The following is a 23,102-nucleotide window of genomic DNA, read 5'->3' as shown; positions in this document are numbered from 1 at the left end:
GAATCGCAAATCATATTTCTAAATTCTAAATAGAAATTCTAATTGAACTTTTAATTTTTTTTCAAATTCACTATATGATATTCCTTGATTTAAATGTTTCTTGTAATTCACTAGTATCATTCCGCTAATAATTTCAAGCAAAACATCTTCATCACAATTTTCTATATTGTGATTTTCTAAATCATATTTTCTAAGGATTCTTTTTAAGAATCCTTTTTCTATATTTTGATACCAATTTCTAAGTACCTTGTATGTATCATTTGTATCTGGACCACCTACTATACAATCTAGTAAAATCCTAACATCCTTTTTAGGTAATTCTTCAAATGGTTCTAAAAATATTTTGAGTGTTTCTAGTAATTCTTCTATAACATTGCAATTTTCTTTTACTAATGATTTACTTCTATCTTTGGCTAATTGAAGCATATTATTAGATATGCCTATTCTCAAAACTTCAACAAAAAGAGCTTCTTTTGACTCATAGTAATTGTATATTGTTCCAACTGCTACACTTGATTCTCGTGCAATTTCTCCCATGGATGTCTTTTCAAAACCACTTGCCCAAAAACAATTCTTTGCATTTTTTAAGATTTCTTCACGCTGAATCTCTTTTTTATGCTCTCTTAATCCAGCCATTTTACCAACTCCTTTAAGTGTTTAATCGCGATTCCAACTATGTTAGTTTATATCATCACAACTATTTTGAAAAGAGTTTTGGAACATTTTACACAATATTTAAATTTGAAGATAAAAAATAGAGATGCTCTCACATCTCCATTATAATATCTATATTTATAACTTAAATCTCTCGACCTGCTTAAGCATGGAATCGGCTAAATCTTTTGCATTTTCTGCATGAGATGTAATCTCTTCCATAGTAGCCAATTGTTCCTCCGTAGATGCTGATACCTCTTCAGTAGCTGCTGATGTTTCCTGAAGCGTTGCCGATATGCTCTCCATAGCATTCACTATATCATCTTTATATGCATCTACCTCTTTTGTGTGTTCTAGTGTCGCTGCCATATTATCCACAAGCTTTTTCACTATATCTTTAGTAGAATCAAATATCTCTGTCGTCTCTGCCACAGATTCCGTTTGTTTAGAAACTATTTTAGCCACATCTTCCATTGCAAGAACAGCATTTCCAGATCTGCTTTGTATATTTTGTATTAATTCTTTTATATCATTTGTCGCATTCGCAGTATCCTCTGCAAGTTTTCTAATTTCTTCTGCCACAACTGCAAATCCTTTACCAGCTTCTCCCGCTCTAGCTGCCTCTATAGATGCATTAAGTGCTAGTAAATTCGTTTGACTCGCTATTCCCTCTATAAATTCAGTTATAGTTTCTGCATTTTGAGCATAATCATTCACCTTATTTATTATATCCGCAACCAACTCTGCACTTCTACCACTTTCACCAATTATTTCATTTAATTCTTCCATATTTTTACTACCCTGTGCACATCTGCTATTAGTTTCAGTTGATATCTCATAAGATTCTCCGACATAATCATTAACCTGATCTATTCTATTTCCTAAGTCTTGAGCTCCTGAAACAGTTTTCTCTGATTGACTCGCTTGCTCTGTCGAACTTGCTGCAATTTCCTCTACTGCCGCTGAAATTTCATCCGTTGCCTTAGTTGTCTCTTCTACTGCCTCAGCCAAGTCGCTAGATGATTCGTCCATTGCCTGTGCTGATTCTTGAACTGATCGAAGTAAATCTTTAAGTGATTTTTGCATATTGTCTATAGCTCTAGCTATATAACCTACTTCATCTTGACTCTTTAAAAATACTGGGTGAATCCTCTCTGTTAAATCTCCATTTGCAATTTTTTCAAGCGATTTTGATGCTCTGTGAAGCGGAAGTAAATAACTCTTTATAAAGAAGTATATTATTATAGAAGCGACTAGACCGCAAAGCAAACCAGCTAATATAGCCTGCATTTTCATTTGACCTTGAGCCTCTCTTAGGTTTGCCACAGATAATCCCACATTTAAAGCTCCTATGTGATTTCCATCTTGGTCCTCTATTGGTAAAAATACCTCGTATACCTCTTGACCGAATTCTTCTGAATCAAAAAAACCAGCGTATAATTCTCCACCTATTGCAGCTGTCTTCGTACCTTCATCGTCAAATATTTGTCCTATAACTCCATAAGTACCTGCAGTCTGCTTTCCAGTTTCATCTATTATGCATGTGTACAATACGCTCTCGCTCTCTGATGCATTTTCAAGCATTTTTTGAGCATTTATTTTTTCGTTCAAGTTCACAAAAAACTCTGCGTCTATTCCGACCTGAATATAATATCCATTACCTAAATTAACTCCACCATACTTTAAATTGTCAACTCCAGTAGTGCTCTTTCTAATAGGCTCTGTATAATGATCTTTTTTACCTTCAAACAAAGGATACATACTATGACTAGGAGCGTAAACATAGCCAACAGAATCAGTATCCGTACAATACAATACAGTTTTCGTATTATCTGCTATAGCTATTTCAGTTACGCCAGTATTATCTGCTACTTGCTGCAAAAATTCATTGCTGTAAAAACTAGAATCCATGGCCTTAAAGGTATTTGCAATACCTAGAATCTTTTCATCCAATAGTTCTAACATTATCTCCTGACTAAGCTCATTTAAACCTATTTGTGCTTCTATACCCTCAACTAGTGCATAGCCATCAGTTGCCATTTGCTCTTGCATCTTCGTGTTGACCATATACAATGTCATACTCGACAATATTGCTATAGAAGCTAATATGAATGCAACAGCTAATACAGTTACCTTATTCCTAAGGGGTCTTTTGGATGGACGTTTCTTGTTCGTTTCTGACAATGTCTTGATATTTTTTGCCAATCTTCTCACTCCTTCTATAAACTTGAATCAATTCATTTTTTTATCATGATTAAGAGTTCCATAGAACCCCATATTACTTTTTATTTCATTTTATATAACCTTCAAAATTTTACATCAACTCTGTAAACTTGTCAATCAATTTAGTATAAAAGGTTTATTTTCTTGCACAAGCGATAGTTAAATTTGTGTCCAATTAAAAATTATCTTAAGCAAAAAAATAGTGCTACCTACATTCTGTAGCACTATTATACTTATTAATGTTAACTAAATCAACGTTTCGCTCACTATGTTTCTACAAAATTTTTACTCCGTTACGCTTATACCGAATCTAAATCTTGAATCTCATAGTTTCTGCTATAAGTTTATCTGTAAGCTCTTTAAACTGCTCTGCACTGTCTGCAATTTGTTCTATAGCTGCTAATTGCTCCTCTGATGATGCTGAAACTTCTTCTGACGATGCAGATGTTTCCTCTGTAGTCGCAGATATATTGTTAACAGATTCTATTATTTCTTCTTTAGATTTATCAATCATATCAGCATTTTCTTTGATTTTGTCAAGATTTGTAATCAATATACCTATAGAATTTGCCGTTTGTTTAAATATTTCCGCCGATGCTTTTACAGCTTCATTTTGAGTTTCTATTATATTGTTTACCTCATCCATACTGGTAACAGCATTTGTTGTTTTTTCTTGTATAGTCTGAATCAAATCTCGTATATTATTAGTAGCTTTTGCAGTATCTTCTGCTAGTTTTCTAATCTCATCTGCAACTACTGCAAATCCCTTACCAGCTTCTCCTGCACGAGCCGCCTCTATGGATGCATTTAGTGCAAGTAAATTGGTCTGCTCAGCAATCGATTCTATGATTTCAGTAATAGATTGTGCATTCTCTGCATATTCATCTACCTCTTTTACTGAAACCAACACTTCTGATGTCTTAGCATTTGTCTGATTGTTTACATCTTCTAGGTGTGACATATTAGATACACCTTTTTCACTTATCTCATTAGTTTCTCTAGATACTTCAAATGCAGCTCCTATTAAATCTGCATTGTCTGTCAACTTATCTCCTAATTCTGCAGTTTTCATAGCTATATGCTCAGCATCTTTAGCTTGATCTGATGCAGATACTGCAATTTGCTCTATTGCCTGTGAAACTTCTCTACTAGCAGCTCTAGATTCACCAGCTATTTCTGCCATTGTATCGGATGATGTACTTATAGTAGATGATGATTCTTGGATTTCTTTTACTAGGTGTACTAATGAACTTCTCATTTCTTCTATAGATTTAAATATTATTCCAATTTCATCTTTACTCTCTGTCATGACCCTACCTATAGGCTCGTCAAATTTACCATCAGCAAGCAATTTCATATATTCTCCTGATTCAACAACTGGCTTGAGAGATATCTTGATTACTATATAAAGTATTGTCCCAGCAAATATAGCGCCAATAAGACTTATTATAAGTATGGTTTTTAATAGACCATCTTGCGCAACTCTTAGTTCTTCTAAATCTATCCCTACATTAAGAGCTCCTATGTGATTGCCTTTAAAATCATACAGCGGCACTAGTACATCTAGTACTTCTTTGTCATAGGTATCTGAATGATATATTCCACTATATTTTTCACCCTCAATCGCTGCAGTTCTAGTACCCTTATCGTCAAATGTTTCTCCTATTCTCCCGTTCGTCCCTGCAAATTCAACTAAATCCTTTCCTACCGCTATGGCATATACAATATCCTCATCTTTTGCTGCAGCTTCTAACAATGATTGTATATTTAGCTGATTTTGAAAATCAACGAACTTGCTTGCAGATATTCCAACCTGAACATAATATCCATTGTCCAGTGCTATACCACCAAATTTAAATGACTGATTACCAACATCACTCGTTCTAATAGGTTCTGTATATGATTCTTGCTTACCTGAAAATACAACATTCATAGCATGTGAATCAGGATAAACATAATTTACATTATCAATCATAGAACTATAAATTATCGTTTTACTTGAATCAACTATATTTATTTCCGCAATTCCAGTATCATCTGACAATTTCTTCATCTTATCATTGCTCAATGTGTTGAAATCTGCTATAGACAAACTAGATGCTACTGCATATATTTTCTCATTAAACAATTCAAGCACAACTTCCTCTATCATATCCATATGCTCTATTTGATGTTCTATGTTCTCAACCACATCATATCCAGCATTTGACATTTGATTTTGCAAGCTGCTTTTGGCCTGATTTATTGCCATTGCCGATAAACCTAATATCGCAACTATAAATACGCTCACACCAATCATTGAAATTTTGACTCTAAGGGGCATTTTAGCTACTCTTTTTCTACTAAATTTCATATCCTCGCTCCTCTCCTTGATTATTTAATAGACAAAACAGATAAATTTCTTTACCAAAATGTTCACTATTGTTTAATTACCCAGTGATTTTTAGTTTATGCCCTTTTTTAAAAATTTCAGAGCAACAATATCTGTTTTCGTTAAAACATTATCACATTAATTATACTCTCTTTTCACTTATTTGTGTAAACTAAATTCGCATAATCTTGATTAAATTCTGACAAATTAAGGAAGGTGCGATTTTCATCACACCTTCCCCAGTTTGTAAACACATATTATTCTTCTATATTTTCTATTTCATCCTCAGTATTCAATTGCTTGAGTATAGTTTTTAACTGATCCATTTTTTCTCCATAACTAGCCCAATCACTCTCTTTAAGTGCATCCTCAGCCTCTTCGAATAATTGATTTGCTCTTTTAATTATAGATTTTACGTCATCATCTAAATCACCAGTTATCAAATCAGTACTATCTTTAAAATCATCTTTCGCTTGATCTAATTTTTTACCGAATATCTTTGATAACGCTTTGTCGAGACTCTCTTCCATTACCAAATCATTCTCGTATAGTACTATAACTCGTCTTACCTCTGGTATACTTGTATCATTATCTGACTTCAAATAGATAGGCTGTACATACATTAGCGATTGATCTATAGGAACAACCAACGTATTTCCTCTAAGTACTGTAGAACCCTTCTGACTCCAAAGCGTAAGCTGCTGAGAAATCTCAGAACTTTGATCTATCCTGTTTTCAACAAGCATAGGACCTAGTACTGTTTTGTCTTTAGGGAATCTATAAAGCATTAGCTGTCCGTAATTTTCCCCATCATTTCTTGCAACAAGCAAACCTGTCATTACGTTATTTCCAGATGGTGTATATGGAATATTTAGTAAAAACTCAGCCTCGTTCTCCTCTGGTAATTTAAACATTACATAGTTAGAACTAACTTCCTCTTCATTTTCCATATATTTTTCCCTTGCGATGTCCCATAAATCTTCTTTATTGTAAAGAGCATTATAATCATCTAAATGATAAACTCTATACATTTCTGCTTGGACATCAAATAGAAGTCTAGGATATCTAACATGCTCAGTAAGCCCCGCTGGCATATCAGCCTTAGCTGAAAATAGTTCTGGGAATATCTTACTGTACGTTTCTATAACGGGATCACTCTCATCATAGATATAAAACTTAGTTTTGCCGTTGTACGCATCCACTACAACCTTAACAGAGTTTCTTATATAATTTAATCTCGTGTTCTTGTATGGCTGTGAATATGGGTATCTCTCACTTGATGTATATCCATCTATTATCCAATATAACTTTCCATCCTCCTGGTTTATAACAAGATATGGATCTTCATCATACATTATAAACGGTGCTATTTTCATCACACGTTCTTTTATATTTCTATACTTTAGTATTTTACTATCTGAATTCACTGCGCCTGAGAACAATAAATCACTACTACCTTCTTTTATAGCAAATAGCAATTTGTTCAAACCGCCAAGAGATATGCCAGCTTCACCTTCGTATATAGTTTCTGCACTGCCATCAGCTATAGCATAATCTATTTCTTTTTCGTCTGTGTTTGTTATTATATAGTCATTTGTCATCTCTCCAAAATAAACTTCTGGTCTATCTATTTTGAGATCTGTCGATGTAATCGGTGGCAAGTTCTTTACCAATAACTCAGGCTGTCCTTCTCTAGTAACCATATTAACTGGAGAAAGTGCCAAACCATATCCGTGAGTATACTTCAAATGCTTATTTATCCAAGTTTGAGCTCTTGCATCTAACTTTTCTTGATTTAACTCTCTCGCTGCCAAAAATACCTGTCTATATTCACCATCAATCACATATCTATCTATATCCACACCATTAAACGCATAATACGGTCTAAGTGTTTGCAATTGATTGTAAATCTTATCTACTGGCCTATAATCGTTTATTCTAATATTGTTTACAGTCTCATGATTCTTATCTAAAGCTTCCTTCGTTATCTTCTGCTCTACAGGAAACTGGAATTCATTTACCATATCCAAATTAAATGCTTTTTGAGTGTAGTTTATATTGTACTCTAAATAAGGTCTCTCTTTTACTATTTCGTTTGGTACTACTACCAATTTTTGAATTACTATATTTGCAATTCCACCAATCAGTATAAGCCCAATCATAGCAATAGGTCCTGAAAGTGCAAGTTTTTTGTTTTTCTTCAAAACACCTACAAATATACCTATGGCAGAAACAAATGATGCCACTGTAAGCGCTCTAAATATAAATAACTCTACATGAATATCTGTATATCCTGCACCAAAAACTTTTCCCCTCGTTGATAAAAGCAAATCATATGATTTTAATATATAATTTATTCCTATGAGCGAAAAAATTAATAGACCTAAAAATGCAACTTGCTTAAGTATTTTAGAAAACAATTTTCTATTTAACACTTTGACAAGTTCAGCAGAATTTTGATAATTGTAAACATCAAATTCTGAACCTGGATCTGGTCTTCTAAGACCTAATAACAACAAATAAAATACCAAAGTGATAAATGCTAGTAAGAATAATAAACTAATTATAGTTCCTACTACTTCTCTCAAAAATGGCACTCTAAATATATAAAGAGCTAAGTCGTTGTTGAATATAGGATCTTTGATGTCAAAATTTGTCGAATTGACAAATTTTAAAAACGTAAACCAAAGTCTAGATGCAAAGTTAGTCGACATCATAAAAGACACTAGAATCGAAACCCAAAATATTCCTCTTCTAATTCCTGTATCTTTTTTTTCATCTTCTTGTATTTCTACAATTTTATAGTATTGATGTTTTATACCCAACATAAAAAATCTAAGTACCAAAAACAATACTATAAATAATGGTACACCAATAGCAAATTCAGTAGTCAATCTTTTCAAAAACGCATCAGTATAACCTAGCTCCTGAAACCACTGATAATCTGTTACAAAATCAATTATACTGCTAAATGATGTAACAAATAAAACCACAATAATACCCAAAATCATCCAAAAGATTTTGGTTTTTGGCTTTTTCATATTATTTCCCCCTTTTAAAAAAGAGAGTGGCAAAGCCAACTCCCTTCGTCGATCGGAAGTTAAACTCCCTTTCCATTCCATTTTTTTCTATATTCTATTATACCTCAAATTTAAATAATATAACAAATTTATATACTTTTTGCTATTCTTTATTTTGAAATTCGAACATTTACATTTTGAGTAATTTTATACAAATTCCAAAATGAGCTAATCATAATAATATTTAGTATAAAACTAACTATACCTACAAATACTCCTACTGCTAAAAACTCTTCATTATAGTCTGCAAATATTATTATTAGCATGAATATAGAATATGTCGCTGTAAATGCCTTTTGATAGTATCTCCAATTTTTTTCGCTATAAGCTTTGCTTATCACTACATTTCTATCTTTTACCCATCTCGCTATACTATCCTTGACTATTTCTATAGTCATAATTGTAAATGCCAACATAGCACCTGTACTTAAAAAACTAATCCAGGTCCAATAAATAGCTGTATAATCAGATACAGCTCTAAATAATTCTATCACACTTAAAATTCCTGCCGAATAAGCTGATATCATAAAATATTTTTTCTTCCAAGGTTCCAGCGGCAATTCTATCAAATTGCTATAGACTATAAATATACCTATTGCCGGACACAAAATATTGAAACCACCAATATATATATTAAACGATATTAGAAGCCAGCCCCAAAATAATCTATTATAAATGTTTACTCCATTTCCATTATTCATATCGCATCTCCCTTTTCATTTTTGCTATATCAATCACATTTATATTCCTATACGTGTCTTTTACAATTTTTTCTTTTTCACTATCAACAGCTATATAGTTAACATTTTCATCTTCCAATATATAAATATTTCCTATGGGCATAGTCACTACTCTCCCATTTACCTGTTCCACTTCCAATTCATGTATGCTATCTATCCCTTTATCAACCCACTCTTTTACCATTTTTCCTGTAATTTTTATATTATCTCTAAATATCAAATAAGGTCCTAATTTTCTGCCTCTTATTATTCTATCTCGAATTCCAAAACTAGAGTCATGTCCACTTATAAATTCATCAATCGCTGTTTTCTCACTTTCAAGTATAAACGGGACTTCAATTCCGCCTAAACGCACTTCCCTAACTTGTTTGTATTTTCCCGCATCCACCACTATCGGTATACTTATGTATCCTCCACGCCTGTCATTATCTATTTCATCATAGTTGCCGTAGTAAATAAAATGCTCACCCTTTAACGTCATTGGCTCACTTATGCTCAAATATGCGCGAAAACCTATGCTCGCTACTAAAACCAGCATCATAGCAAAAATCCACATATTAATTTTTTTCTTCATAATCATTTCACCCCCTAACTCTAGTCTATCATATTCAAATCATAAATTATCTTAAATTTATTTTAAAAACCCCATTGACTAATAATGATTATCATTATATAATCAAAAACGAACATCGTTTGTTAATAGGAGGTAGTTGCGTGCAGATAAAAAAAGATACTATAAGACAGCAAATTATAGATTCTGGAAAATCGTTATTTATGGAATTTGGATTTCGAAACACATCTATGAGGCAGGTTGCAAAAAATTCATCCGTATCCACTGCTAATATATATAATTATTTTCAAAATAAGGATGATTTATTCAAAGCTACAGTTCAAAATGCTATAGATTCTTATACAAATTTATTGGATGTCGCTTTTGAAGAGAAAACTTGGGCAGATAAAAATTCTTGGCTATTTTCAGCTGAAGTCGCTCGTTTTCATGAATTTGTGGATGTTATTTACAATTATCAAGACGAGTTTATGATATTGTTCTCCAAATCTGAGGGCTCTATTTTCGAAAATTATGATCAAAAAATCATAGACCTACAAAGCACTATGAGCCAACAAGTAAACGATCAAATGACCAATACTCAAAATGGCTTCTTGAAAAAACCTGTTCCGGATTTTATAGTTAGAACTTCAGCTAGAATGTATATGGATTTAATAATCGGAGGACTACAAAATGGACTTTCCAAAGAAATTGTAAAGGAAAGAGTGGTCGAGTGTGTTTATTTTCTATTTTACGGATATATGGGTTATTTTTCAGATGAACTCAGAAATCAGCAGGAAGTATTCTAAATCGTAATTTCACAAATATATCGAACCAAAAAAACTTTAATTTAAAATTTTTAGTTTAAATTACCGTGTTTTGCACGGTAAATTTTTTAACCACCCTTTGATAATGATAATCAATAACAAACATTTGCGCGCTTCGTTCACTCTGTACACCAATATAACTTTGAAAGGAGATTTTTATATGCAAGAAAGAGAAAAACTTTTGACTAGTGATTTGAAAAGTTTATTTTTCAAATTATCAATACCAGGCATGATTGGTATGGTTGTAATAGGACTATATAATTTTGTTGATGCAATATTTGTAGGTCAACTCGTTGGAAAAGAAGCCGTTGGGGCAGTGGCTCTAATGTATGCTGTAGTACTTTTTAATCAAGCACTATTGACTCTAATAGGCAGTGGCTCTATGTCCGTACTTTCCATTGCTATGGGAAAAAAAGATCAAGCCAAAATAGATAAATTGCTTGGGAATATGATAGTTCTACTCGTATTGATTTCTGGTCTATTCACAATATTTGTAGCTTTTAATACAGACTCTATCGTTCGCTTTGTCGGTGGCAAAGGATTAACACATGAATTAGGTGTAAGATATCTCAAAATACTACTCATTGGTTTCATCCCTGCAGCACTAGGTCCTGCTATGAATTTTCTACTTAGAGCAGAAGGAAAAATGAGAGATGCCATGATTATAATGGGTACATTTAGCATACTAAATATCATATTAGACCCTATATTTATAAAAACACTTGGCTACGGAATAGAAGGTGCAGCTATTGCAACTATAATATCTCAATATCTGCTTATGATTACTCAATTTGTTTATTTTGGAATGGGTAGAAGCATCATTTCTCTAAACAAAATCAAACTTCGAGTAGAAAGAGATGTACTTCCAGAAATTTTCAAAGTTGGTTTTTCACAGATGCTTATGTGCGTTATGGCTATGGTTCAGCAAATCATATTATTTAATTCACTTCAGGCCTATGGTGGAAACGACCACGTATCACTAATGGGCGGTTCGTACAGAGTCTTTATGTTCGCCTATTTGGCTGTTTGGGGTATAGGTCAAGGGCTTCAATCTGTGGTAGGTGTAAATTATGGAGCAGGTAGATACGATAGGGTAAAAAATGCATTTAAGCAGTTTACTCTCATTGGTTCTCTAATTTCAGTTTCTGTTTGGATTTTATTTATGGTCTTCCCAGAAAATATACTTAGCTGGTTTATTCCAGATCCAAAATTAGTAGCTGACAATGTCAACTTATTTAGATTATTCACTAGTATATTCTTCTTGTATGTATACTTTGCAACTGTGCTCAATTTCTTTATCGGTCTAGGCAAGGGCAAAGAAGCTGGAGTCATAGCTATTTCTAGACAAATTGTATTCTTTATTCCCCTTGCACTAGTTTTACCAAAATTCATGGGTGTAACTGGTATTTGGCTTTCACTTCCACTATCAGATTTACTCTGCATGATTCTTGCAGTATTCTATCAAAAGCGAATATTTTTAAATGATCTTGTCGAGTTAAAAGCAGCTTAAGTTAACCCAATTTCATATCCCCTAATTTGATTTTACCTTTTTTTCTAAGATACTCTGAGAAAAACAAGCTCAGTATTGCTGGGGCTATAAAATGCAGTATTAGCACTCCCATAAAGCCAGCTGAACCCATAGCTGCAATAGTTCCAAATTGTCCAACTAGGCCGCTGGTTCCCATTCCAGCGCCAGTTGGCACATTTTCCATTTTAAATACAACAGTAGCCATTGGTCCAAGTATTGCCGATGCCAATATTGGCGGTATCCAAATCCATGGATTTTTAACTATATTTCCTATCTGAAGCATTGATGTTCCAAGCCCCTGTGATATCAGCCCAGCGCCCTTGTTCTCTCTATAGCTAGATATCCCAAACCCTATCATCTGACATGCACATCCAACAGTTGCCGCACCCGCAGCAAGTCCACTTAATCCGAGCGAAATAGCTATTGCTGCACTACTTATTGGAAGTGTCAAAAATATTCCCATCAATACCGCAACCAATATTCCCATAGGTAATGGCTGTAATTCTGTCATCATATTTATAACTCCGCCTAGAGCTCTCATCATAGCTGAAACATAAGGTCCTATAAAATGTCCAGCTGCTCCTCCTACAATTATAGTTCCCATAGGTACTACAACTATATCAAATGGAGTTTTCCCTTGAAGAATTTTAGAAATCTCTGCACCAACAAGACCACCTATAAGTGCTCCTACAGGTTCTCCAGGACCTGGACCTATTACTATAGGATTTTGACCCATATTTATTACAGCTGCACCAATCATACCTGTAACAGCTGAAGCAAACATACCAAGAGGAGATGCTTCCACACTATGTGCAACGCCAACTCCTATTGCTGCTCCCATAGACCATTGTGCTATCTGCCCAAAATTTATTAACCATTCTACACCCATCAAACTACCTATTTGCTTAACTATAAGGCCAACTATCAATGATGCAAATAGTCCCAATGCCATCCCATTTAATACTTTGACAATATAATTTCTCATACTAGCACTTCCTCTCCACGTTCTTTCTCTGTTTCTTTCTTCTGTCTTGTCACTTGTCAAGTTTGAATATATCACATTTACTATTTATTATCAACAAAAATCAATTTTTCATCATTTAATCTCTCATTAACAAAAAAAACAAAACACTTCTCTTATTTACAAAAAGTGTTTTGTTTCTTTTTATGATATAATTGTGTCAAAGTCTTGAATTATATAAAAGCAATGTGTATCATCAATATGGATATACAATAATGTAAAGATATTGGTACATACCTATATTTTAGGAGGTTATAATGAAAAAAAATGATTTAATACTAATTATTGCTATATTGATTTTAGCTGGTGGAATATTCAGCTTTTGGCGTATAAGCAATTCCAATACAGAAAATCTCGTTGTAAGAATATATGTAGAGGATAGTCTCTATTACACTCACCCACTGACTGCTGATCTAGAAAAAACACTTACTATAGAAACTGCTTTCGGTAAAAATATCGTTACCATAAAAGATGGCATAGTAAACATGATAGAAGCTGACTGTCCAGATCAAGTTTGCGTCGATAGCCACGCCATAAGTAATGCTGGCGAATCACTTGTCTGCCTTCCTCATCAAGTTTTTGTAGATATTGTTGGTGATAAACCTGTTGAATCAGAAGTAGACGCTAGTGCGTATTAATTAGAAAGGAAGTATATCTATGTCTGCAAAAAAACTTGTATTTTTCTCTATTCTCATTGCTCAAGCTATGGTCTTAAGTTTTATAGAACAGCTTATCCCTCTTCCTGTAGCTATTCCAGGGGCTAAGTTAGGGCTTGCTAACCTAGTTACTCTAATTGTCCTATACAAATTTGGATTCAAACCTGCCTTTAGCATATTGCTTGGAAGAATATTTTTGATTTCTTTTCTCTTCGGAAACTTTGCGATGCTTTGGTATAGCTTGGCTGGTGGATTATTAGCGCTTCTAACAATGGCTCTATCTAGAAAATTTTTCTCTATGATAGGCGTTAGTATACTTGGAGCACTTATGCACAATGTAGGTCAAGTATGTGTAGCTGCACTTGTAATTGAAAATTTAAAAATAGCTTACTACCTCCCAGTATTACTCGTAATTGCTATTCCTACTGGTCTGTTTATAGGTATTACTGGTAGATACTTATTGTCTGCTATTGACAAAATAAAATTAGAACTTTAAATTACTTTGTAAAGTCCTTTAGCGACTCAACAATTTTATTAAATGTAGATTCATCTGGCACCCAGAGCGTATGTAAGTGGAGGCCATCTGTTAATTTTGAAAGTGGGGTTGCCCCCTCTTTTTTTATTTTTTCTATAAACGCATTCACTTCTATTCGATTTGTGAGCATCAATCTGCCCTTTATTTCACCGTAAATAGGATGCTCCACAATTACGTCTAATACCTTTGCACCATGGTCTACTATTATTTCTAATTCTTTTTGCAATGCTTCCAATGTATTGTGTTTAGATATTATTGTTTTCTCAAGTCCATTTTTTTCCATCTGCATCACTAAATATCCTGCTGGAGTTGCTATTATTTCTTTTCCTTCTGCTCTCAAAACAGCAATATCTTGAACTATAACCTGCCTGCTCACCTTGAACATCTCAGCTAATGTACTGCCTTTCATGGGAAGATCTGCTTCCAATAAAGTCTCATATATCGCTATTCTTCTATCTCCTGTAATCATAATATCACTCCTTTCCATTTTATTATATCGCATAAGCATCCTGATTCCAAAGTTTTAATATCGCCTACTATCTTAAAAATATTTATGCTTAAACAAATTTGTTTTTGGCATATGCTTTTTATGATATACTATGTTTGTAGTTTATCGTTTGTATAGCACCAAAATGAGGAGGAAGTATTATGGGTCTTAATTTACACGGTCATGTGGATTGTATCAGCTGCATGATTCAGAAATACGATGGCATAGCCGATCGTTATTACAAAACAAAAGAAGAAAAATATGAATTCATGAGAAAGGTTATGGAACTCATACTCGCATCAAAATCTCACAAAACAGCACCTTATATCAGTGCTAAAATCAATGCCCTATTGAATGAAAATTTTGGCATAGATGATCCCTACTTTGACGAAAAAGAATATTTCAACAAAGCTATACTAGCTCTAAAACCTGAGGTTAAATCAAAATTAGAACGATCTAGCGAGCCGCTAAAAGAACATTTAAAATACGCCGCTGCAGGAAACATAATCGATTTTGGTGCATTAAAAAATATCACTGATGAGCTAGTTTTCTCAACAATAGAAGATGTATTAAAACAAGATATAGATGAAGAAACGTTCTCTGATTTCGAAAATGATCTTCAAAATGCCAAAACTCTAGTTTATCTAGGTGACAACTGTGGCGAAATAGTTTTTGACAGCCTTCTAGTTGAATATTTGTCTAAAACATATCCTAATCTTAAAATTTATTTTGGAGTTAGAGGTAAACCTATCCTAAATGATGTACTCAAAAAAGATGCGTTATTAGTAGGTATCGATAATTGGGCAGAAATAGCAGAAAATGGAACCGCTATACCAGGAACTGATTTAGAAGAAGTTAGCCCCGAGTATAGGAAACTCGTCGAATCTGCAGACATCATTATTTCAAAAGGACAGGGCAATTTCGAAACTCTTTCGAATTGTGGACTAAATATTTACTATGTATTTTTGTGTAAATGCGAGCGAATCGTAAAGGCTTTAGACAAAGAAATGTTTAGTCTCATGTTTATAAATGAGCAAAAGATTTAAAAAATTTCATATCAAATAATATAACAAAATCGGGTCTCAAATTTCAATAAATACTAATTGAAACTTGAAACCCGATTTCACACTAATCTAAGTGAATAACTATGTTCTCATAGCCAAATGGCTAAATCATCATCTCTTTATATTTTTCCGGAAGGTCCTTCTCAGCGTATCTTAAACCAACAGTGAATTTTATATCATGCTTTTTAGATAGCTCATCGAGAAGTTCAAATGTTTTTTCAATATTATCTTCATTAATTTCCATCATTCGATAAAGTTTGTCTATATAAACTTTTTCGATATCATAATTTCCCGCAACTACACCACTTAAAAAGCCACGGAACGATTCAATATTGTCAACATTGAAGTCCATGGCATTAATCAAGCGCACATCATGATGTAAGTCAAGCACATGCTTGTGGCTTGCTTGCAAGAACACAACATTACCTTTGCACTCATTGACATCATCATTAGCCATTTTCATTAATTTTTGAGTCTTTCCTGTTCCTTTTTCTCCCACGATTAATTTTATCATCTCTATCACCCTCCAAAAAATTAAACTCATAGCAACTGCGTGCCCAAATAACTTTAAATTTGAAGCAGCCATCAAAAACTTTTTAGATCTATATTTATATATTCGACGCCGCCCCAGCGATTCCTTCAAAATATTCTGAAAATATTTTTTCAAGAGAAAGACATTTAATAATATCAAACGTCTTCCTTAATCTTCCTATACCCTAGGCAAATGAATCTCAAACATAGCACCTTGAGTTTCTCTTCTATTGTGAGCAGTAATCGTTCCATTGTGTCCTCTTATGATAGAATTTACTATCGATAACCCAAGGCCCGTATTACCATTATTCCCTTTGTAATACCTCTCAAAAATCTTGTGTTCTTCTCCAAGTTTAAATCCAGTTCCATCATCAATTATTTTGACGAAAACCCCTTCTCTACCCTTGTCTAGAGTAATTTCTATATACGAATTTGCATATCTCACGCAATTTCCCAATATATTTATAAAAGCCCTGATCATCTTATCCTCATCATAATTTCCAAAATGATCTGCTTTTCTGTTAAATATAATCTCAATCCCAGCATCATCTGCTATTGACTTGACGGATTTTATCGACGAATAAATACTATCCGATAAATAAGTCATCTTCTTATCGTAGAATTCATAAAGCTCATCTACTTTAGATAAATAAATTAAATCGTCTAATGTAGTTGTAAGCCTCATACTCTCCTTGATAATTATGTCGAGACATTCATTTACAGTGTCGCCTTCTGCTATACCATCCTTTATAGCTTCAGCATAACCTCTTATAGACATCAGTGGTGTCTTCAGCTCATGAGAAGTATTTTGAAAAATAGTTGTCTTCGCCCTATCCATCTCAACTATTTTGCTTGTCATCTTGCTAAAACACTTATCTAATTTTTCTATTTCATCTCCAGTTCTTATTGCTTCCATCTTTTGTGGCTTCCCTGGAACAAATTTTGTCATCTTTTTCTGCAAAAGTTTTATAGGTCTTGTGATACTCTTTTCAAACAGAACTCCAAGTATTATAGCAAATATCATAGAAAACATTATACTTATCGTAAGGCTTTCTCGATTTAAATTCACGAGTTCCTCTATATCTTCTCTCTTTGTAATCAAAAAAACATGGCCTCGAAGACTTTCATCACTCTCATCTGTAATTGAAACATGAGCAGTTTCGTAACCTTCTATCTCAAATTCTTCTTCTGAATCGTTTCCTATGAAATAATTTATCATAGCCTCATCCATATCGGTGTATATGATTTCGTGATTCTCATTTAGCAAAAGTATATTAGAATCTATAAATTTACCTGCAATAGTAAAATTTCGTCTATTTACAAATCTATTTCCAAGCACATCTTTCTTATAATTCGTCTCTTTGTAAACTTTAGCCACATGGTATCCTTCCTCCATCAGCTTCTCTCGAGTCTTATTTGTAAGATAGGTCTCAGATAATATCCAAAATACACCATTTGTAAAAACAAGCACAAAAATCAAAAGCATCAAATAGCTAAATAGTATTTTCTTTCCAATTCCTCTGATGTTTAACATAATTAATCATCCATTCTATAGCCATACCCCCATACGGTGGAAATGCTTAACTTCGAATTGGCATCTTTAAGTTTCTTTCGAATACGTTTTATCAAGTCATCTATCATTCTAGTATCGCCAATATAATTGTAACCCCAAATTTCTTCTATCAATTTTTCACGAGTACAAGGAATGTTTTTATTTATTGCCAGATACTCGAACAAATCATACTCTTTATTAGTATATTTAATTTCTTCTCCTGTTTCTGTCAAGACTGTTCTTCTAGTCCTATGTATTTTTATGTCTTTGATTTCAATTAAATCGCTCTCAGAAGAACTTTCCTTATCTATTCGCTTGAATATGTTTTTTATCCTAACAACTAGCTCTCTAGGACTAAATGGTTTTACCAAATAATCATCCGCTCCTAGTTCTAATCCCAATATCCTATCTATTTCCTCATCCTTTGCTGAAACAAATATTATGGGAACATCACTTTGCGATCTGATTTTTTTGCACAAATCCAATCCATCTATCCCAGGCATCATTATGTCTAGTACCACCAAGTCAGGCTGATCCTCATCGAAGTGTTCTAAAACTTCCGTTCCATCTTCAAATACACTTGTCTCAAAACCTTCTTTGTTTAAGTACATATTAATCAAGTCTCTTATATTTTTTTCATCATCTACAATATATATATGTTTCATCTTTTCACCTCTACTCACTTTTCCATCTTCATTATATCTTATATGGATCGCGGATTCATGGTTATATTATGAAAGAATTGTGTAATTAATTATTTCTTTCTATATATATCGTAAATCTTTGAAATGTATCTAACTGTCGTATCAACTATCTCTTCTAAATTGTATTCCTCATTTTGATCCATAACTCTCATAAGCATTCCTTTATATATCAACATAGTCATATCGTTTATTTCATCATGATCTGACTCTAAGAAATAGCCCGCATCTATACCTGGTTTCAATATTTTGTGGTTTCGTCTATTTAAATCAGTAGCATCTAATAAATCCGGAACCTCTCCATGCAAATCTCTGTGATCCTTTGGATAAACCCTATAGTACTCTTCAACATACAAACTCGTTGGACGAGCTAGCTTTGAAAAGAATACTCTATAATAGATTTTTGGTCTTTCAAAGCTCAATTTACAAAAGCACTCCCAAATTAGTAGATTCTTTTCTATTATATTCTCCGCTCTTTGAATATATTCTAACACTCTCTTTGGATATTCTTGAACTGTTTTCATCGACGCTAAAAATAATAGATGATCTAAATTTTCAAAATAATTGTATAAAGTTGCACTGTTAAATCCTGCCATATCCGATACTCTTCTAATTGTAACTGCTTCGATACCTTCTTCTTGAATAATTTCATTTGCTGCATCAATAAAATAACTCATGACTCTGTTTTTTTGAATTGCTTTCTTATCCATAGATCCACCTACTTTATTATAAAATTCTCTCAATCCTGCTTATTATCTCATTTATTATACTATATTTTTTATTAAAAATCATCTTATTTTATTCTTTCGAATGTGATTATATTTTAATCGTTGTCTTTTTTTTAATTGTGATTGATTTGTACGAATAATTGTGTTATACTCTTCTTGTAAAACCTTAATATAATTTTTTTCCTTTTGCCCGGTACCTCGCATGGCTTGATGCGAGGTACTATTTTTTTACATCTTTATGAAAATATGCACAAAAAGAACTAACAAAACAAATTTTGCTAGTTCTTTTCTTTAAGGAATTATATTTATGGCAAATACTTTTGCCACACTGCCTTTTCAAATATTGATTCACCAAATCTAAATCCGTCCCACACGGCATCTAATAGATTCATAAACCAATCACAAATTATTTTACAATCAATAATTATAAACCGAACTCAGTTATTAAATAATTTAAAATTATTTTATGACCACATTCAAACTTCGTTAATATAGTAACACTCATTTTGCCACTATGCAACCCCAAATATGACGGATTTCTTTCACCATCCCTTCTAAATGTTTAAATTCCACCATTTGTGCGATAATATTAAACTTTTTCAATACTTTTTTCAAACTCGTCACACTTTTACTTAAATTACCGTACAAATTTCTTCAACACTTTCACATCAAGTTATTTGCTTCAAAATCAAAAAAGCAAGTAAACACGCCAACAAACTCCGACGCCACACTTGCTTTTTACTCTTTTCACTTATAATCTTCCACTAACTATTTCATTCAAACTTCTATTTATCATTTCTCAGTTTCCACTTTCAATCTAGCTATAATCTATAGCCAAATCAATCAATACATAGTTCAAAAATTCATCAACTAGCCATTCTCTAGCGTCATCGCACTCTATACTTACATCGTTCCCACTCAACTTTATTTCCAAATCAATTATCGTTCTAAAATCATCTGCTGCTTGCTTTACTGTTTCAAAAAGGTAAATTCTTCTATCCACTGTAACCTTCAAAACAACCCTCTCCCCTGTCAAACGCTTGATTTTTAAGTTCTCTATAAAATTCTCTTACTTCAAATGCGTTTTCGCACTCACCCTTTGGCTTGAACCTAACAATATATTCGTCACAGCCCTCATAATCAACCTTTATAAAATAATCCTCAACAAAACGCCTTGCCGCCGTAAGCACGCTTCCAATACTATACATTTGTTCTTCCAAATGTACATAGTAAATATTATCCTCTCTACTACACGATACTCCTTCCATCACTGCGCCTCCCAATACTTCTATAAACTTCGATATGCTTCTTCTGTTCACATTATAACTTTTTACACCATCTAAAACAAATCTTTTATGCATTTTTGTGAGTCTCAAAACCACATTTTTCGAATTATTTCGTTTATAGCGTATGGTTTTTTATGGAATTAGTGAATTCTACTTCAATACCCATTGACAAGTTTTATTTTATCTTTATTTAATAATTGAATTTATGATTTCGTGAGCTAATTCTTTCTTAGTAAGCTTAGGTAATGTTTTTACCATTCCCTTTGCAGACAATATCGTTGCAATATTTGTATCAGATTTAAATCCAGCACCGCTTGCAGTCAAATCATTCGCCACTATATAGTCAAATGATTTTCTTTCCATTTTTCCCTTTGCATTTTCTATCAAATTTTCTGTTTCCGCTGCGAAACCAACTAGACATTGATTGCTCTTTCTCTTCCCAATTTCAAAAGCTATATCCTTTGTTCTATCAAGCTCTATTTGAAGATTTCCAGATTTTTTTATCTTCTGATTTGATACATTTTTAGGTCTATAATCTGCAACTGCTGCCGACTGTATAACTATATCACAATCCTCAAACCTATCTGAAACAGCTTCATACATCTCCTGAGCACTTTTTGTATAAATGACCTCCACATCATCTGGAACTCTAAGATTTGTAGGACCAGTAACCAGTGTAACATTTGCACCTCTTTGAATTGCCGCTTCAGCTATAGCGTACCCCATTTTACCTGATGAATGATTTGTAATGTATCTTACAGGATCAATTGATTCTTGTGTTGGCCCTGCTGTAACAAGTATCTTCTTGCCTAGTAAATCTCTCTTACCAATGAGCAATCCCTCTGCCTTAGATATTATCGTCTCCGCTTCTATAAGACGACCTGCACCTATATCTCCACATGCTAAAAATCCTGCTCCTGGCCCTACGAATTCATAGCCAAATGATTTTAATTTTTTTATATTATCTTGAACTATAACATTTTCATACATGCCAGTGTTCATAGCAGGAGCGATAAGCACTGGAGCTTTTGTTGCCATGACTGTAGTAGAAAGCATATCATCAGCTATTCCATTTGCCATCTTTCCAATTATATTAGCTGTTGCTGGAACTATCATAAATAAATCTGCTTTTTGTGCTAAACTTATATGCTCAACTGACCACTTCTGTGGCGGTGCAAATGTATCTATCGCGACAGGGTTATTAGAAATTGTCTGAAATGTCAGCGGCATAACAAATTCTCTAGCACTCTCAGTCATTATTACATTGACTTCTGCTTCTAATTTTTTGAGTCTGCTAACCAAATCAACTGCTTTGTATACTGCTATACCTCCAGTTACACCTATTACAATATTCTTTCCACTAAACATCGACATCTTTATTTCCTTCTTTCTCTTCAAAATAATTTTCGATTCCTTCTTTTATACAATTAGCTGCTTTTTCTATGTTTTCTTTTTCCAAATAAAAATTTTCCTGATCATAATTACTCAAAAAACCAAGCTCTATCAAAATAGCTGGCATTGTAGTTTCTCTAGTCACACAATGATCTGCCGGTTGATAACCCCTATCTCTAAAACCCAGTCCTTCAACTAATGCTTCCTGCACATATTTTGCTAATACCGGGCTGTCAGATTCAGTATTCTCATAATAAAATGTTTCTATACCGCTTACGCTTCTGTAATTATTTATCTTTTTTGGATCAGCCGCATTGAAATGAATGCTGACAAACACATCCGCATCAGTTTCATTTGCCATGCCTGGACGTTTTCTTACATTTATAGTACTATCATCTACACGGCTCATATACGTCTGAAAATTAGATTCTAAAAGCACGTCATTTAATGCCAATCCCACTTTAAGTGTAAGATCTTTTTCTTCCGTTCTATCCCCTTCTGCTCCCGGATCACTGCCTCCATGCCCTGGATCTATGTAGATTTTATATAGAGAATCGTTCACCACTACACCATTTTCAATCTCTCTTTCATCCCCGCTTTTCACGCGACTTACACAACTTCTAATACCCACTATAATTAACATGAAAATTACTATGAGCAATACTATTCCTCTGATTTTTATTCTATATCTAGCTCTGATTAAAACCACCACCTTATTTTACTTCTGTAGTTATTTTATACCAAATTTGAATCTAAAATGTAAAAAAAGAATGTCAAAATTCGTGACATGCTCCCCCACTAAACCTATAAAAAGGTTTTGAGAGGGCTTCTTGGGATATAGCAAGCTCATGGTCGCTATAATTACCAAGCTCTTCGGGTAAGCCTTACCCTGTTTGTAGCTAATATTGTAATAATAGTTTGCCCTGATTTTTTATATTTATACTTGCATTTAAGTCTCTATCCATTGAATTGCCACATTCGCAAGTGTATATTCTATCTGATAATTTTAGGTTTTGTTTTACCATACCACAAATGCAGCAGGTTTTACTTGATGGATAGAATTTATCTATCTTTACAAGTTGTTTTCCTGCTAGTTCTGTTTTGTATTTAAGCATTGTAGTAAACATTCCCCATCCATTATCGGATACGCTTTTACCGAAATTCAGTGATTGACTCATG

22 protein-coding genes are annotated in these 23,102 nt (G+C 33.4%); 5 read left to right on the top strand and 17 right to left on the bottom strand.

Annotation, left to right across the window (positions count from 1 at the left end; all coding sequences use genetic code 11):
- Positions 1–18: 18 nt before the first annotated feature.
- The 6 genes from N4A40_15240 to N4A40_15215 all read right to left on the bottom strand — a co-directional run bounded on the left by N4A40_15240 (position 19) and on the right by N4A40_15215 (position 9,642).
- Positions 19–636 (bottom strand): TetR/AcrR family transcriptional regulator, encoded by a 618-nt coding sequence (locus N4A40_15240; GenBank protein MCT4663210.1) that lies wholly within the window; start codon positions 634–636, stop codon positions 19–21.
- Positions 637–792: 156 nt separating this feature from the next.
- Positions 793–2,859: a methyl-accepting chemotaxis protein gene (locus N4A40_15235; protein MCT4663209.1), complete on the bottom strand. Its 2,067-nt coding sequence runs from the start codon at positions 2,857–2,859 to the stop codon at positions 793–795.
- 328 nt (positions 2,860–3,187) lie between these two features.
- Positions 3,188–5,230, bottom strand: a complete 2,043-nt coding sequence (locus tag N4A40_15230) for a methyl-accepting chemotaxis protein (GenBank protein ID MCT4663208.1) — start codon at positions 5,228–5,230, stop codon at positions 3,188–3,190.
- Between the two features lie 275 nt (positions 5,231–5,505).
- Positions 5,506–8,289 (bottom strand): UPF0182 family protein, encoded by a 2,784-nt coding sequence (locus N4A40_15225; protein ID MCT4663207.1) that lies wholly within the window; start codon positions 8,287–8,289, stop codon positions 5,506–5,508.
- A gap of 149 nt (positions 8,290–8,438) precedes the next feature.
- Positions 8,439–9,029, bottom strand: coding sequence for a hypothetical protein (locus N4A40_15220; GenBank protein ID MCT4663206.1), 591 nt, complete (start codon positions 9,027–9,029; stop codon positions 8,439–8,441).
- Complete coding sequence (locus N4A40_15215) at positions 9,022–9,642, bottom strand: hypothetical protein (protein MCT4663205.1); 621 nt, start codon at positions 9,640–9,642, stop codon at positions 9,022–9,024. The genes N4A40_15220 and N4A40_15215 overlap by 8 nt, the downstream gene beginning before the upstream one ends.
- Before the next feature lie 140 nt (positions 9,643–9,782).
- Between N4A40_15215 and N4A40_15210 the strand changes: the two genes are divergently transcribed.
- Positions 9,783–10,424 carry a TetR/AcrR family transcriptional regulator gene (locus N4A40_15210; GenBank protein MCT4663204.1) on the top strand — a complete coding sequence of 214 codons (642 nt, stop codon included), beginning with the start codon at positions 9,783–9,785 and terminating at the stop codon, positions 10,422–10,424.
- Positions 10,425–10,602: 178 nt separating this feature from the next.
- Positions 10,603–11,952, top strand: coding sequence for an MATE family efflux transporter (locus N4A40_15205; GenBank protein MCT4663203.1), 1,350 nt, complete (start codon positions 10,603–10,605; stop codon positions 11,950–11,952).
- A gap of 1 nt (position 11,953) precedes the next feature.
- Here N4A40_15205 and N4A40_15200 read toward each other — a convergent pair whose 3' ends face one another.
- Positions 11,954–12,955 carry a PTS sugar transporter subunit IIC gene (locus N4A40_15200; GenBank protein MCT4663202.1) on the bottom strand — a complete coding sequence of 334 codons (1,002 nt, stop codon included), beginning with the start codon at positions 12,953–12,955 and terminating at the stop codon, positions 11,954–11,956.
- A gap of 293 nt (positions 12,956–13,248) precedes the next feature.
- Between N4A40_15200 and N4A40_15195 the strand changes: the two genes are divergently transcribed.
- A complete protein-coding gene (locus N4A40_15195; GenBank protein ID MCT4663201.1) occupies positions 13,249–13,629 on the top strand; it encodes a NusG domain II-containing protein in 381 nt (126 codons plus the stop codon).
- 19 nt (positions 13,630–13,648) lie between these two features.
- Complete coding sequence (locus N4A40_15190; GenBank protein ID MCT4663200.1) at positions 13,649–14,143, top strand: Gx transporter family protein; 495 nt, start codon at positions 13,649–13,651, stop codon at positions 14,141–14,143.
- A gap of 1 nt (position 14,144) precedes the next feature.
- Here the strand turns inward: N4A40_15190 and N4A40_15185 are convergent, their stop codons facing one another.
- Complete coding sequence (locus tag N4A40_15185; protein MCT4663199.1) at positions 14,145–14,651, bottom strand: transcription repressor NadR; 507 nt, start codon at positions 14,649–14,651, stop codon at positions 14,145–14,147.
- A gap of 179 nt (positions 14,652–14,830) precedes the next feature.
- Between N4A40_15185 and N4A40_15180 the strand changes: the two genes are divergently transcribed.
- Positions 14,831–15,715, top strand: a complete 885-nt coding sequence (locus tag N4A40_15180) for an ARMT1-like domain-containing protein (GenBank protein MCT4663198.1) — start codon at positions 14,831–14,833, stop codon at positions 15,713–15,715.
- A 121-nt stretch (positions 15,716–15,836) separates the two neighbouring features.
- Here the strand turns inward: N4A40_15180 and N4A40_15175 are convergent, their stop codons facing one another.
- The 9 genes from N4A40_15175 to N4A40_15135 all read right to left on the bottom strand — a co-directional run.
- On the bottom strand, positions 15,837–16,247 hold the full coding sequence (locus tag N4A40_15175; protein ID MCT4663197.1) for a hypothetical protein: 411 nt from the start codon (positions 16,245–16,247) through the stop codon (positions 15,837–15,839).
- A gap of 195 nt (positions 16,248–16,442) precedes the next feature.
- The gene (locus N4A40_15170) at positions 16,443–17,798 is read right to left on the bottom strand and encodes a HAMP domain-containing histidine kinase (GenBank protein ID MCT4663196.1); all 1,356 of its coding nucleotides are present in this window, start codon (positions 17,796–17,798) and stop codon (positions 16,443–16,445) included.
- A gap of 2 nt (positions 17,799–17,800) precedes the next feature.
- Entirely contained in the window at positions 17,801–18,481 is a 681-nt protein-coding gene (locus N4A40_15165; GenBank protein ID MCT4663195.1) for a response regulator transcription factor, read from the bottom strand.
- Between the two features lie 89 nt (positions 18,482–18,570).
- Complete coding sequence (locus N4A40_15160) at positions 18,571–19,227, bottom strand: TetR/AcrR family transcriptional regulator (protein MCT4663194.1); 657 nt, start codon at positions 19,225–19,227, stop codon at positions 18,571–18,573.
- Between the two features lie 835 nt (positions 19,228–20,062).
- Positions 20,063–20,260, bottom strand: coding sequence for a hypothetical protein (locus tag N4A40_15155; protein ID MCT4663193.1), 198 nt, complete (start codon positions 20,258–20,260; stop codon positions 20,063–20,065).
- Entirely contained in the window at positions 20,241–20,513 is a 273-nt protein-coding gene (locus N4A40_15150) for a hypothetical protein (GenBank protein ID MCT4663192.1), read from the bottom strand. The genes N4A40_15155 and N4A40_15150 overlap by 20 nt, the downstream gene beginning before the upstream one ends.
- A 204-nt stretch (positions 20,514–20,717) precedes the next feature.
- Positions 20,718–21,905, bottom strand: a complete 1,188-nt coding sequence (gene coaBC / locus N4A40_15145) for a bifunctional phosphopantothenoylcysteine decarboxylase/phosphopantothenate--cysteine ligase CoaBC (protein ID MCT4663191.1) — start codon at positions 21,903–21,905, stop codon at positions 20,718–20,720.
- On the bottom strand, positions 21,892–22,635 hold the full coding sequence (locus N4A40_15140; GenBank protein MCT4663190.1) for an N-acetylmuramoyl-L-alanine amidase: 744 nt from the start codon (positions 22,633–22,635) through the stop codon (positions 21,892–21,894). The genes coaBC and N4A40_15140 overlap by 14 nt, the downstream gene beginning before the upstream one ends.
- 187 nt (positions 22,636–22,822) lie before the next feature.
- Positions 22,823–23,102: transposase (locus N4A40_15135; GenBank protein MCT4663189.1), on the bottom strand; the 280-nt coding region annotated here is incomplete at its 5' end.

It is taken from the genome of Tissierellales bacterium (assembly GCA_025210965.1).
Classification (GTDB): domain Bacteria; phylum Bacillota; class Clostridia; order Tissierellales; family JAOAQY01; genus JAOAQY01.
The sequence above is the reverse complement of the archived record's forward strand: the minus strand, read 5'-3'. Positions and strand labels throughout refer to the sequence as shown.